Source organism: Egbenema bharatensis FJBBOT/2019 (assembly GCF_048077055.1).
Classification (GTDB): domain Bacteria; phylum Cyanobacteriota; class Cyanobacteriia; order Elainellales; family Elainellaceae; genus Egbenema; species Egbenema bharatensis.
This window is the reverse complement of the sequence record NZ_CP182236.1, coordinates 4,583,173-4,597,374: the sequence shown is the minus strand read 5'-3', so window position 1 is coordinate 4,597,374 and position 14,202 is coordinate 4,583,173. Positions and strand designations below refer to the sequence as shown.

Here is a 14,202-nt window from a genome sequence, read left to right as displayed (position 1 = left end):
TTGTCTGTTGACCCCTCACCCCCTATCTTGTTAGGGAGTAGCTCATCTCACCGATGGTTTAAAGCGGCTCTACTCAAGTGTTTTTTAGTATCCACGTCTAATAGCCTCAAATCAAACTCCTATGGTTGTTACTTCCAGCCCTACCCCTAGCCTGACTGCTCAACTCGTCAATGGCATTCTGGCCATCAAGCCCCTCTTCAGTCTGGCAAAGCATCAAGCCCGATCGATGATGATTAAGCGGGCAGAGTCGATCGGAGTTTACTGGCGGGAGGAAGTGAAGCAACTCCGCGCTCGGAATACGGAAACAGAATTCTCTCCAGCCTGGGAAGCAGAACTGGCGCAGATTCAGAATCCTGACCTCCATTATCCGGACTATTACCTGCGATCGTTTCACGCCTATGATCAGGGCAACCTGAGTTGGGATGCAGCGATGGAGGTGGAAGTGGCGGCCCATGCGGTTCATGCTCGCATCTGGCCAAATGCGGGAGCACAGGGAGATGCGATGCTGCGCCAGAGCTATCACACCCTGCTCCAACAGCACATTGCCCAACCGCCCCAGGATATTCTCGACATCGGCTGTAGTGTGGGGATGAGTACGTTCGCCCTCCAGGAAATCTACCCTCAGGCTCGGCTGACTGGCATCGATCTGTCTCCCTACTTTCTGGCGATCGCTCAATATCGTTCCCATCAGCACCGCGCCCAACTGCACCCTTCCCCAGCGCAACCCGAATCTTCTCCCACCTGGATTCACGCGGCCGCTGAGGATACAGGATTGCCCGATGGTTCGTTCGACTTAGTTTCAGCCCATCTCATCTTCCACGAATTACCCCAATCTGCCGCGATCGAGATCTTGCGGGAAGCTCGGCGGTTGCTGCGTCCAGGAGGTCACTTCGCTCTGATGGACATGAACCCCCAATCCGAAGTGTATGCCAGGATGCCACCCTACATTTTGACCCTGCTGAAGAGTACAGAGCCTTACCTGGATGAATACTTTGCGCTGGATCTGGAGGCTGCTCTGACTGAAGCTGGCTTTCATCCGCCGATCGTCGTTGCGAATAGTCCCCGTCATCGGACTGCGATCGCCCAGACACGATAGGGCTTTTTATTTGCTAAGGACTATGGATTGAATAATCTGTGTCAGGTTTGTCTTTGCTGACTGGGCGGGCAAGATGCCCACCCCACAAGAATTTCAGTGACTGGGCGGGCAAGATGCCCACCCCACAAGAGTTTCAGATGATTCAATTCGCATTTCTAAACCAGGGCTGGTTCCTGGTGTTGTTGGGAATTCATGGGCTGCTCTAATTGATCGCAGTACACCTCGCAGGAGTTGTTGGGGCTTTCGATCAGCTTAACTTTATGCAGGGCAGCTCCCGTGGCGCGGATCGGCTCTTGCAGCAAATCTCGAATGTGAATGGCAATGTTTTCGGCCGTGGGCACGACTTTCTCGAAGTAGGGAATATCTTTGTTCAGAAATGTGTGATCAAACGGTTCCACGACGTAATCATCGATCGCCTGCTGAAGCGCACCCAAATCAGCAATCATGCCTGTACGGGAATCAATTTCACCCTTGACTGTGACTTCTAGATGGTAGTTGTGACCATGCCCATTGACGCGGGCACACTTGCCGTAGATTTCACTATTCTGCTCCAGGGTCAGGTGGGGTAAGGCCAGACGGTGGGCGGCACTAAAGTGGGTGCTAATCGTGAGGTATGCTTCCATTTGGTTTCCTTCGTATTCAGCCCAGAGTTCGGGATGTTCAAACAGTTGAATGCGGACAAGAGGGAGGTGAGGGGCAAGACGCTGCCAGATCACCCGCGCGATATTTTCGGTGGTGGGCAGGGTTTCCTGAAACTCGGCCAGGCTTCGTTCAGGTAAGAAAAATCAAGCTGGCTGGTCACTTCCCGCTTAATGGTCTGCTTCACATCGGACAGGTTCAACACCATGCCGTATTCATCCAGTTCGCCTGCCATCAAGACATACAAAACATAGTTATGCCCATGGCCTGGAGCCTTGGCGCAAAGCCCAAACTGCTGCTGATTTTCAGCATCGCTCAGTTCCGGCAACCAGTAGCGATGGCTGGCGGAAAACTGGGCCCGACGGTTAATGATGCACTTCATGAAGGATACTGTTAAGTTCGGTAAAGCTCCTTTTCCAGGATAGCAGGCGATCGGGGGTTGGATTTTGGATTTTAGATTTTAGCGGCAAGTCCGTTAGAGTAAGCGTTTGCCGAGGGGGACGGGGCGATCGGGCTGTACCAGCGCCACTTCTCCGTCTTCGACCACGATGCCCAACACCAGGACTTCGGACATGAAATCTGCCACCTGACGCGGGGGAAAGTTTGTCACAGCCAGAACCAGGCGATCGACGAGATCGGCTTTATCGTAAAGTTTGGTGATTTGGGCACTGGATTTTTTGATGCCGAGGGCTTCGCCAAAATCAATCCATAGCTTGTAGGCAGGTTTACGAGCTTTGGAAAAGTCTTCGACCTGAATCACTTTACCGACTCGAATCTCTACTTTCTCAAACTCATCGTAGGTAATTGAGGACATGGCGGATTAAGAAAAACTTCTGAGAACCACAACTCTTGTGGGATGGGCATCTTGCCCGCCCAGTCTAGCAGGCATTACCACCATACAAGCTGTGAAGTTCTAACCTTGAGTAAAAAACGCTCCTGCCATCGTTCAGTAGGAGCGTTCATTCAGTCAAATCATTTGCCAGTCAGGGCGATCGGTTCAGTCCAGTGGTAGATTTCCCAAGAATTTAATTCACGGGCAGGCAAGATGCCTGCGCTACGGGAGGAACCGATCGCAGCAGTTGCAGCAACCTACAGTTGGGGAACGTACTGCTCTTTCTCAGGAACCGCTGTGTATTCCGCCACAATTTGCCGGAATTCTTCCCCATCGATCGTTTCTTTTTCGATCAATAGTTCCACCAGGCGATCGATCACAGCCCGATTATCGCGGACTAGCTTGCAGGCGGTTTCGTAGCAGTGTTCTACGATCGTCCGTACCTGGGCATCGACGCGAGCCGCAATCTCTTCAGAATAGTCCGAGCGAGTCATCCAGTCTCGACCCAGGAAAACCTCACTCGTCTGGCTTTCCAGGGAGAGCGGGCCAAGGTCTGACATCCCAAAGCGCGTTACCATTTGGCGAGCCATGCCAGACACCTGCTGTAAGTCTCCCCCAGCACCAGTCGTGACTTCGGAATCACCAAAGATTTCCTGTTCCGCAGCCCGTCCGCCTAAAGCTCCAGAAATGCGAGCCATCAGTTGAGCCCGCGAGATCAGACCTTGATCTTCACTGGGGGTAAACCAGGTGAGTCCCTGGGCCTGCCCTCTGGGAATCAGGGTGACTTTTTGTACTGGGTCATGGTGCTTCAGCAGCGTCCCGACGATCGCATGACCGACTTCGTGGTAGGCAATCAGTCGCTTGCTCTTACTGTCTACTAAGGGCGTACCTTCCATCCCAGCCACAACGCGATCGACGGCATCATCGATTTCACGCATGGTGATCGCTTCTTTCCGGCGACGGGCTGTGAGAATGGCGGCTTCGTTGAGCAGATTAGCCAGATCCGCTCCCGTGAATCCAGGAGTCCGCCGGGCGATCGCTTCCAGGGAAATATCCTCAGCCAGTTTCTTATTGCGAGCATGAACCTGGAGGACTTCTAACCGTCCCTTAATGTCAGGAGCATCCACCGTTACCTGGCGATCGAATCGACCTGGCCGCAGCAGGGCTGAATCCAATACATCCGGACGGTTAGTTGCTGCGATGATAATGATGCCGGTGTTGCCCTCAAAGCCGTCCATTTCCGTGAGCAACTGGTTCAGGGTTTGTTCCCGTTCATCATTGCCGCCGCCAATTCCCGCTCCCCGTTGCCGACCCACTGCATCGATCTCATCGATGAAGATAATACAGGGCGCATTTTCCTTGGCTTTCTTAAACAAGTCTCGAACGCGGGAAGCACCGACTCCCACAAACATTTCTACAAATTCAGAGCCAGAAATGCTGAAGAAAGGAACCCCTGCCTCTCCGGCGATCGCCTTGGCCAGCAGCGTTTTACCCGTTCCTGGAGGGCCAACCAGCAGCACCCCTTTGGGAATTCTGGCTCCGACGGCCGTGAAGCGTTCCGGCTTCTTCAGGAAAGTCACAACCTCCTGGAGTTCCTCCTTCGCCTCTTCAATGCCCGCCACATCATCGAACATCACCCCAGTTTTGGCTTCCATCATGAAGCGAGCTTTGGATTTTCCAAAGTTCATCGCCTGACCTGGGCCACCGGGTACGTTGCTGGAGCGACGGAACAAGAAGAACAGCCCACCAATCAGGAGAATCGGAAAGATCAGATTACCCAACAGTCCCCAGATTGCCCCATCATTGCGAGGCGGATGGATATCGAAGTTGATGTGCTCATTCCTCAGTCTGGACACCAGTTCAGGGGCATTCCCTGGCAGATCGACCCGCAGCCGTTGAACGCGGTTATCCAAATCTGGATCCGTTGCTTCAACGATCGCCGTCCGACCGTTATCAAACAGGTCAACACTGGTGACTCGGTGCTGGTCAAGATAGTCCAGGAAACGTCCGTAGGTCATGCGGGCACTGGCAGTGTTGTTTCCTACATTCATCGGGGACGAGGTGAATGCGCCCTGCCAGACGAAGAACCCAATGACCAAAAGTGGTAAAGTCCAGAGAAGGATGACTCTCCAGGAAAATTTCATAGTTTAATTCGCCTCTAAAATGTCGCTGTTGCCAGAAACCCAATGAGGGGCAATGACCCGATCGCAGGACTCCTGACCGCTTCAACTGAGTTTTCTAAACAGTTCGATCGCGCTGTTCTCAGCTGATCTCAACTGAATCTCAACATCATCTACATTAGTGATCTCAGTTTAGAACCTAAACCAGCCCTGAGGCAGAAAAACCACTGGTTGAACCACTGGTGCTGCTCACGGTAACTGATCTCGCAAGTCGATCGCTTTGACTGTGATCCTCTGGGTCAAGCTGGCTAGGGCTTTACCCCTGCCATCCCCACTTGCAAAGGTTCTATGCTGAGAGCAATTCTTAATTAAATTTAACTTAATTATGGAAATTCGGGCAACTGAGTCTCAACTTCCCTGGCGCAACGCCAGATCAGACAAGCTTTACAGAATTTGAAATGTTGGTTCATTTTGCTGGACTCGTTGCCTCAATTTGACTGACGATCGACTCAAATCCTGAGAAAAATCAAGATTTAGTATGTTTGTATTTCAGTACATTTGAACTTAGAATAAGCTCATTGGATGAATTGGTTGAAACCGTAAGTACGATACCTTGGCTTCAACCCAATCCATAGTAGAATCGCAGCATCGTTCAGGAGAGGATTGCGTTCATGGTTGGCAAACAGCCTTCTGCTTCTTCCGTGACTGTTCTCAGTGTGGATCTCGGTCGCACCTCCACCAAGACCTGCACCAGCCGTGACCCGAATCAGGTGGTGTTGATTCCCGCCAATGTGGCCCATCTGACGGTAGAGCAGGTGCGTCGTGGTGGGTTTGAGTCTCAGTCAACCGATCCATTGGTGGATATCTGGTTGGAATATCAGGGGCAGGGGTTTGCGATCGGGCAATTGGCAGCAGACTTTGGGGCGAACCTGGGGGTGGGACAATCCAAGGTGGAAGATGCGCTGGTGAAGGTGCTGGCCTGTATTGGTTACTTTGGGTTGCAGGGTGAAATTGCGGTGGTGCTGGGATTGCCCTACTACTCCCAGGAGCAGTTTGACCGCGAAAAAGAGCAGATGATCAGCCTGATTCGATCGCCCCATGTGATGAGCTATCGAGGGGAGTTTGCCGCCGTCGATATTCAGCAGGTTTGGGTAATGCCGGAGGGATTTGGCAGCCTGATCTGGTGTGAAGCCCAGGACAAACGCGCCTCCAGTCCAGATTTTCCCAGTCTATCGGTAGCGGTGGTGGATATTGGACACCAGACGACTGATTTTTTGATGGTCGATCGCTTCCGGTTTGCCAGGGGCGCATCCAAGAGCGAACCCTTTGCCATGAGTCAGTTTTACGATCAGGTGGCAGCCCAGATTCAGGGGGCTGATAGTCAGTCTCTTTCCCTGATTGAAGCGGTGCATCGTCCAGAGGGAGAACGATTTTTCCGTCCCAGGGGAGCCACTAAACCCACGAATTTGGATGACATTCTGCCAAGCCTGAAGCGCAGTTTTGCCCGTGACCTGTCCGATCGCCTGGTTTCCTGGTTGCCGGAGCGGGTGACGGATGTGATTGTCAGTGGCGGTGGGGGTGAGTTCTTCTGGTCGGATCTGCGTCCTTTGTTAAAGGATGCGCGGCTGAAGGGGCATCTGGCGAAACCTTCGCGTCAGGCAAATTCCCTGGGACAGTATATTTATGGTGAGGCGCAACTGGTTGCCTTGATGAATAAGCTGGCGACGACTCAGTCTTAGGGCGTGAGTTCGATCGTCTGAGTTGACTGGGCGGGCAAGATGCCCACCCCACAAGAGAGTAAGAGGTAGAAGGGGAAAGGGCAGGCAGGATGCCTGCGCTACGGGGGTTACGGCTCACATAGCTTAAAGGGTTACAGTATGCCCTCTAGGGATGCCAAAGATAAGGTTGGACAGATGATTCGGTTTACCGCTTCGGAAGCCGATCAGATGTTGCTGAAAGCCGTTGAGCAGGCGATGAAGGGGGGTGAGTATGAGAGTTTTAGTGCCCTTTGTAAGCAGGCGTTAAGGAAATTTTTGTTGGATCAGGATGCATCTCCGCCACCCTCTGACCCGGAGCTTCAGAACCAGATGGCTACCCTGCAACGGCAAATGGCTCGATTGGAAGGGGCGATCGAGATGCAGCGATCGATGTCCCTGAGGCAGTTGGAACAGAAAATGGTGCAGCTCGAACAACAGGTCGTGCAACAGGTGGCTCAGGTGGCCGATCGGTTGGACAATTTAGAGTCCAGAATTAATCTACAACCTGTGGAACTATCCTCTGCTGAGGCTTCTCCCCCTCCGACTCCAGAACCCGATCCTTTGCTCGATCGGCTGGCTCCCCTGTTGGAAGATTTTTAGTCTTAAGGAATAAAAATTTAATAACCTGAAACTCTTGTGGGGTGGGCATCTTGCCCGCCCAGTCCGTCAAGTAGAGCATTGTGCTAGTTGTTTAATCCATAATCCTAAGTAGAGGAGAGTAACACCTCTTCGATCGACCGTCTGGGCGTGGGTTTAATATCAGCACCAAAGCCGAGTCTCATTAAAAGTTGAGGATAACCCGATTGCTTCAACTGTTGGCTAAGTTGAGGACGTAATTCTGCCACTTCAATCGGCTGGTTCATAAAGGCTGCCATGACTCCCTGCGAGCGAGCGAGTAAAAGCACATGGGATAAGGCTTGTCCCGCTGCGATCCAATCCTCTGGACGATCCGCTGCTGTTCCCAAGACTGCTAGAGCAGGAGCTTGCTGGGCGAGTTGTCTATCTTTTTTCGCTTGAGGATGGCTCAAATCAAAGTGTTGAATCACAAACGGGCCAGCGTAGGACAACCAATCGCTAAACCCGTGGGCATAGCCTGGCATGCCATCCCGGTGCGGACTGCGGTTGGGATGAATCCAGTCGGATAGTTCCCGGCGAAATTGGGGATTCTTCATTTGACGACGATCGCCCTCAGCAATTAAGTCAGCCACCGCCTCTCGGTTTGCCTGGGAAATGAATTCCAACCAGGTATGTTCTGCGATCGCGGCTGATTGTAGGGTTATCAAAAAATCTGGCGAGAGGGCTTGATTGAGAAACTGGGGGCGATGGGTATGGCGATGGGGAATGGCCCTGAATAAAGCTTGCTCAGTGGCAGTGGCATGATACGGTTCCCCTAGCTGAACTTGGGCTAGTAAATCAGCCTGACTGGCATCTGGAAACAGCTTAACGATGTCGGTATAACCAAACTGGCGGATGGCAAGGCACAAATTAAATAATGCTGCACCACAACTAATAATTAATGCTCTGTCCTGGGGGTCAACGATCGGCAAAGCGCGACTGCGATCGGCGTAGAGTTGCACCTGTTCGTTTTGAAGCTTAAATAACCAGGGCTGCGTATTGTGGCTGGAAGGGGCCAGGACTGCGTACTGCAATAGAAACTGAAGTTGCTCGGTTGGAGTACCCTGAGCCGGAAAGTCCGTTTCTGAAATCTGCCACGGTGATAAAGCTATTTTTCGCATGGCGTTCACCTAATTGAGGGGAAGGTGAGAAGAGAGAGAAGGTTGAAATGCGCTTTAGTGTGATCTGCACTGTGAAGCGAATGAACGACGTTTTCGATCGTTCTGCACTCACTACCTTCTAACTTTGTTGTAGAGGAAAAATTTGAGGAACTTGTGATGGTGACAGGAATATTAAGGAATCCGTCGGAAGAGATATGCGAAAAATAGTGTATCTCGTAGGGGCGCACAGCAATACGCCCCCATAGCAGACGGTACAAATCCAAACGGGGCAGGCAAGATGCCTACCCTACGACCTCCTTTCCCCTACATAGCTGCGGTAAATCCAGCCAGATTAATCGACGTTGCACCATCTCTGACTTCACCGATCAGCGTGGCAGCCCCAGAGTCCAGATCGATCGAGAACAGGGAAGAATTTGAGGTGGCAAAGCCCAGGTTCATGCCTTCGCGGAATACGATGTCGAACCCTGCCCCGGCATCAAAATCAAAGCCCAGTTCTCCAACAAAATTCTGGGTGCCATCGTTGGGGGGAGCCTGGATGAAGAGGCGGTTGGTCAGGGCATCAATACCGTACTGGGTGGTCATGGTGGAGCCAGCGAAGCTGTTGGTGTAGGCTGTGGCGATGATTGAATCCGTATCACCATTCAAGTTGCCATCGAACTGAATTCCCCCGGTTAAGGGATCAGCATCGACGATCGCTCCGGTGTCCGGGTTGAGCCGCAGGTTTTGTCCGGCATCGTTGACCACTCGAATTCGATCGACGGTGGGATTAAAGTCAAACCCAAAGTTTGTTCCTGCCAACGGTGCCGCAAAGGATTCCATTCCCACCTGAGTTGCAACTCCCGTAAGCCGATCGATCGTGTACAGCCGATCGTTGCCCAGGGCAAACAGTTCCCCCGTTTCAGGACGAATATCGATCCCCAGTAATGTTTCATGGGGTTGCAGTCCCGTTACTTCAACCTGAGTCACATTATTTAAGGCATTGGAATTGAAGAATACCAGCGCGTTGGCATCGCTCAAACCAATAAATTCTGCCGTTTCTGGATCAGGCTTCACGATCGGGCTACGTCCAGCAAAGCCAACTAGCTCAAGGGACTGACCGCCCGCTTTGACTTCACCCACCAGGGTAGCAGCTCCTGTTTCCAGGTCGATCGAAAATAAGGAGGAGCCGGAGGTGGCAAAGCCCAGGTTTTGATCTTCTAAAAACAGAATGTCAAATCCTGCACCCGCATCAAAGTCAACGCCCAAATCACCGACGATCGTTTGAGTCCCATCGTTAGGCGGAGCCTGGATAAAGAGCTGATTGGTAACCGCATCGATCCCATACTGAGTGGTTGCCGTTGTTCCAGTGAAACTGTTGGTGTAGGCCGTGGCAATAATTGAATCCGTATCGCCATTCAGCGCACCGTCAGGCTGAATCCCCTCCATCGTGGGGTCGGCATCGACGACTGCTCCGGTGTCCGGGTTGAGCCGCAGGTTTTGTCCGGCATCGCTGACCACCCGAATTCGATCGACGGTGGGATTAAAGTCAAACCCAAAATTTGTCCCTTCCAGGGCGATCGCAAAGGGTTCAGTTCCCACTGAAGTGGCGGTTCCCGTTTCTGGATCGATTGTGTACAGCCGATTGCTGCTGCCGAGGGCAAACAATTCTCCAGTATTTGGGCGAAAGTCTACTCCCAACAGTGTTTCTCCCGGCTGTAACCCCATGATGCAAACGGTTGTCGTATTGCTCAAATCATCAGGATTGAAGAATGCCAGACGGTTGTCGGCTGTGAGTCCGACAAATTTGGCTGTGGTAGGGTCAGGGGCTTTTGGGGTGGGCTGAAGCGAGGACAGAATTTTGTCGATCGCATCGAGTCGCCCGGCTTGTAAGTCTGAAACGACTTGATTGATCCGCTGCCGCAGGGTTGCGTCATCCTGAGCGGCGATCGTGTTTAAAGCATCACCCAGTTGACTGAGTACGCTATTCAGGTTGTTGAATGAAGCCATCGTTGAACCGTATCAAACTCTACGTCCCTGGTACGGAGAGAATGACCAATCGGATGCATCATGACAGTTTTTATTGCAAGGCTTCTGTACTTGAGGCAGATTCGTGAGAAACCGGAGATGAGGTGCAAATTGTTTGGACAAATCATACCTCTGAGCCTTGACAATACAGAGATTTCGCTGCTCATTTTCACTGAGCAAAAGATGAACCAAAGGCTCCTACACTGAGTAAAAAATCAAACTTAGATCACGGAGATCCACACAAACTTGATTCTCTTGCTGAACCCACGATCGAATTGGAAACCTTTGGTAACTGACTGGCAAATAAACCTGATCTGGGAAAGCTCTGTTTGAAAGCAATTGCGCAGGGCGATCGGGCTTTCGGAGGATAGGAGCTTCATCCGATCAGCGAAAAACCGGAAGTGGAGCAAGTTTACAAATTCTTGATTTTTCTAATGAACCAGATCGAATACTTAATCGTATGATAACTATACGCTTCAATGTACGGTTGAGTGACTGGCGAGTTCGTAAAGATTAGAACATCTATTTTGGTAAAGGCAGAACTTAATATGAACGAAATTTCGGTCATCCCCCAGCGGGATGCGAAGGTGATTGCCTTTGGTGACAGCACGACGGATATCGGTAATTCGTTCCTTCTGACGGCAGGGCTATTGCCCCCCAGCCCTCCCTATGCCGAGGGTCGATTTTCAAATGGCCCAGTGGCGGTGGAATTCCTGGCGGACAGCCTCGGATTAAACCTTGATTTAACGACCAACTTTGCGGTAGGTGGAGCCACAACGGGGCGGACGAATGTGAATCCGTTCCCTCAACTGGGTGGACTGCTGGATCAGATCGATCGCTTTGTGACTCAGGTTGGGCCGGGGGAGCCGATCCCAATGCCCTGTATTTTGTTTGGTCAGGCGCGAATGATTTCCTGAATCTGAACGATCCAGGCTCCTTTGGCCAGCCATCAACCAGGCTGTTGGTAATATTAGATTGGCGGTTGAATCGTTGGCGAATGCCGGTGCAAAAAATATTGTTGTGGTGCAAAACCCCAACCTGGGGCGATTACCCCTCAGCCAGAACTTTTTAGCTCCTCTAACCCAGGTGACGCAAACCCTCAATGCGGGTCTGGAAAGTAACCTGCTGCCGCTGGAACAAAGCTTGGGCGTTAACGTTGTTCTGACTGATCTGTTCGCTTTGGGAGAGCAAGTTGCTGCAAATCCATCCGCCTTTGGGTTTTCCAATGTCACCGATCCATTCCTGGTGAATTTAGTCCCCCGATCGGCTCCAGCCGATGCAGATACGTTTTTCTTCTGGGATCAGGCACATCCCACAACCCGCAGCCACTCTCTCCTGGCTCAAACCCTCCGGCAAGATGTGATTAATGGCATCACTGACAACATTGCCCGGATTGGTACGCCGCAGGCCGATCGCTTAGTTGGCTATAGCGGTAATGACTTCCTGACGGGTCGGGGCGGGAACGATTGGCTGGAGGGCAACCGGGGCAATGATACCCTCCTGGGGAATGCCGGGAATGATACGCTGTACGGATTCCAGGGTCGAGATTTACTGGTCGGTGGAGCAGGGGATGATTTGCTCCTGGGGAATGCCGGGAACGATCGGCTGTATGGCAACAATGGTCAGGATACCTTGAGGGGTGGCTTAGGGGCAGATTTCCTGAACGGTGGGAGAGGCAATGATGTGCTGGAAGGCGGCAGAGGAGCCGATCGCTTCTGGTTGCAACCGAGACAGGGCATAGATACGATTCTGGATTTTGAACTGGGAATCGATCGCATTGTCTTGGGCGGCAGGCTAACGTTCGATCGCCTGACGTTGCGACAGCGGGGAGACAATACGGTGATTCGGATTACCAGAGATAACCAACGGTTAGCCATTCTGAATGGCATTCAGGCGAGTTCTCTCCGTGCCAGGGACTTCCTGACGGTGGGGAGTGATAACCCGTTCAGGCTAACAGCGGCTGAAACTCAGTTACCGAGTCCCTCATCCTCCTCTGCGGCTTAAGTCGCATTGAACCCACCCCAACCCCTCCCAGGAGGGGAATGTTGGGAAATCCCTGGTGGAGAAGGGTGAGGGGTGGATTGACTCAAGCAAAGCGAAAGCCTAAAAGATTCCAGTACTCAACAAACCAGATGAAGCCAATGGCAGCCAGCGTGACCAGGGAGTAATGCAACTTTTGCCAGAGCGCGCCTGAATAATTTGCCCAAACGGCGATCGTCCCAACAGCTAACCCCAATGTTAAGCCAGTAGTGATGAGTGGAATGCCTAGCAGAAGCAGGGCGAGCCAGGGCATTCCTTCATAGAGAACCCAGATATCGGTGAACACCAGAGTGAAGACCATACCCATGACGAATAAGAGATTTAAGGTACTGGTTAACCCAGCCAAATGTAGCGCCCATTGAGGCAAGCGTCGCTGTCCAGAAAGGCGTTTTGTCAGGCGACGGTAGAAGTCAATTAAATAAACAATCCCCATCGATAGGAAAATTAAGGCGCAGATTCCCAGTAACAGGGCATTAAAGCGAACGGTTTCAAACCACGCTAATTTTTCAAATGCTTGAAACACACTCTGCCCCAGGAAAACGTGGGTGATCTGGCCGCGATCGTTTTGCCGAAAGGCACTGTAGTAAGAACTATTTCCTAACTGAAACAGCAGCGGCTCTATCTGAGTGTAGCGAGCACCCTGAATCGTTAACGCGCCATCTTCGGTGACCTCAATCCGAATTTCAGGAACAAGCCCGATCAAAGCAGTTAACTTCTCAAAACTCCTGTGGGGATAGCGATTGAATCGATAGGTGCCGACAAAAAACCGGGACAGATCGGGCGATAATCGGGTTCCGGTTGGGGAATCCCGGGGTGGACTCGGCGTTGATGGATAGTAGTGCGCCAGGAAGGCTTGCATCAAACGCTCCGGCAGATCAGCCCGAAAACTGTTGCTAGCCAGGAAGAATCCTAAATTATCTTCTGGAATCAGGAACAGGGTACTGCTGAAACCGGGCATCACGCCACCATGCTCCAGGATCAGACGATCGCTTTGTTGGCGCAGATAAAACCCGTAGGCAGAACCGGGAAGTCGGGGGTGGTGGGTAAAGTGCTGCTGCTGCATTTGGCGCGTTGTTTCTTCGCTCAAGATGCCGCTGTTGTTGAACTGTCCGCCTTGCAGTTGGGCTAGCATAAAGTTCGCCATGTCGGTGGTCGTCGTACTCATGGCGATCGCAGGGACACTTTGAATTCGCTGAAACGGAACTGGTGAGTGATCCGCTTCATATCCCACCGCAACATCCGCTGCAAGGGAGGGCGGTAAAGGTTGCTGAAAGCTACTGCGCTCCATCCCTAAGGGTTGAAAGATCTGCTGTTCTACGTATTGCGCAAAGGGAATGCTACTCAAAGCCTGAACCAGATAGCCCGCAACGGTCATTCCAGCATCACCATAAAGATATACCCGGTCTGGGGCAACCACTCGCGGTGGCAAACGGTCTTGCAAAAATTGAGCCAGGGGCAAAAACCGATCTCCTGTCGTGTTGGCCGCGCCAATTCCCCAGGACACATCCAGTCCGTCGGTGTGGGTCAGCAGGTTTTCTACCGTAATGGGAGCGGGATAGGTTTCGTCAATTTGAAAGGCTTGCAGATAGCGATTCACATTATCATTCAGGCTCACCTGTCCCTGCTCATAAAGCTGCAACAGGGCAACGGTGGTGACTAATTTCGAGATGGATGCAATCCGAAATAAAGTGGTTTCTGCATCAACGGGACGCTGTTGGGCGATATCAGCATAGCCATAACCCTGTTGGGCTACAATTGCTCCGTCCTGAACCAAAACAAAAGCTGCACCTGGGAGCGACTGCGCCCGGACAAACTCCTCCACGAAGGCTTCTACCTCTGGCGGGTCGAAGGGTTCCAATTGGCTCAGTTCAGCATCAGGGGGTGGGATCTGGGTTTCTGGCACCTGGGCGATACTGGGTAAAATGATGAGCAGCGCAACGAACAGGGCTATTACAACAACCCTCATGCTTCGATGGAG

Annotated in this window: 10 protein-coding genes and 1 pseudogene; 5 read left to right on the top strand and 6 right to left on the bottom strand. The window is 52.0% G+C overall.

The features are described 5' to 3' along the window. The first annotated feature begins 121 nt into the window (after positions 1-121). On the top strand, positions 122-1,096 hold the full coding sequence (locus ACM1PF_RS21245) for a class I SAM-dependent methyltransferase (protein ID WP_416666627.1): 975 nt from the start codon (positions 122-124) through the stop codon (positions 1,094-1,096). A gap of 155 nt (positions 1,097-1,251) precedes the next feature. On the opposite strand, the pseudogene ACM1PF_RS21240 reads toward ACM1PF_RS21245, so the two are convergent. From ACM1PF_RS21240 to ftsH2, 3 genes and pseudogenes are all read right to left on the bottom strand, one after another. Beyond that, positions 1,252-2,117, bottom strand: a pseudogene (locus ACM1PF_RS21240) (6-pyruvoyl trahydropterin synthase family protein). A 93-nt stretch (positions 2,118-2,210) separates the two neighbouring features. Further along, a complete protein-coding gene (locus tag ACM1PF_RS21235; protein ID WP_416666626.1) occupies positions 2,211-2,549 on the bottom strand; it encodes a tRNA-binding protein in 339 nt (112 codons plus the stop codon). Positions 2,550-2,824: 275 nt separating this feature from the next. Continuing rightward, entirely contained in the window at positions 2,825-4,711 is a 1,887-nt protein-coding gene (ftsH2, locus tag ACM1PF_RS21230) for an ATP-dependent zinc metalloprotease FtsH2 (protein WP_416666625.1), read from the bottom strand. A gap of 647 nt (positions 4,712-5,358) precedes the next feature. Here ftsH2 and ACM1PF_RS21225 point away from each other — a divergent pair. Together ACM1PF_RS21225 and ACM1PF_RS21220 are read left to right on the top strand one after the other, a co-directional pair. Next, positions 5,359-6,426 (top strand): ParM/StbA family protein, encoded by a 1,068-nt coding sequence (locus tag ACM1PF_RS21225; RefSeq protein WP_416666624.1) that lies wholly within the window; start codon positions 5,359-5,361, stop codon positions 6,424-6,426. A 138-nt stretch (positions 6,427-6,564) separates the two neighbouring features. Further along, on the top strand, positions 6,565-7,044 hold the full coding sequence (locus ACM1PF_RS21220; protein WP_416666623.1) for a hypothetical protein: 480 nt from the start codon (positions 6,565-6,567) through the stop codon (positions 7,042-7,044). A gap of 104 nt (positions 7,045-7,148) precedes the next feature. On the opposite strand, the gene ACM1PF_RS21215 is transcribed toward ACM1PF_RS21220, so the two are convergent. Both ACM1PF_RS21215 and ACM1PF_RS21210 read right to left on the bottom strand, forming a co-directional pair. After that, entirely contained in the window at positions 7,149-8,180 is a 1,032-nt protein-coding gene (locus tag ACM1PF_RS21215; RefSeq protein ID WP_416666622.1) for an Acg family FMN-binding oxidoreductase, read from the bottom strand. Positions 8,181-8,483: 303 nt separating this feature from the next. Beyond that, the gene (locus ACM1PF_RS21210) at positions 8,484-10,166 is read right to left on the bottom strand and encodes a DUF4394 domain-containing protein (RefSeq protein WP_416666621.1); all 1,683 of its coding nucleotides are present in this window, start codon (positions 10,164-10,166) and stop codon (positions 8,484-8,486) included. 566 nt (positions 10,167-10,732) lie between these two features. Between ACM1PF_RS21210 and ACM1PF_RS21205 the strand changes: the two genes are divergently transcribed. Beyond that, entirely contained in the window at positions 10,733-11,101 is a 369-nt protein-coding gene (locus ACM1PF_RS21205) for an SGNH/GDSL hydrolase family protein (RefSeq protein ID WP_416666620.1), read from the top strand. A 58-nt stretch (positions 11,102-11,159) separates the two neighbouring features. Continuing rightward, positions 11,160-12,188, top strand: coding sequence for a hypothetical protein (locus ACM1PF_RS21200; protein WP_416666619.1), 1,029 nt, complete (start codon positions 11,160-11,162; stop codon positions 12,186-12,188). Positions 12,189-12,270: 82 nt separating this feature from the next. Here the strand turns inward: ACM1PF_RS21200 and ACM1PF_RS21195 are convergent, their stop codons facing one another. Then, entirely contained in the window at positions 12,271-14,190 is a 1,920-nt protein-coding gene (locus ACM1PF_RS21195) for a serine hydrolase domain-containing protein (protein WP_416666618.1), read from the bottom strand. Positions 14,191-14,202 lie beyond the last annotated feature (12 nt).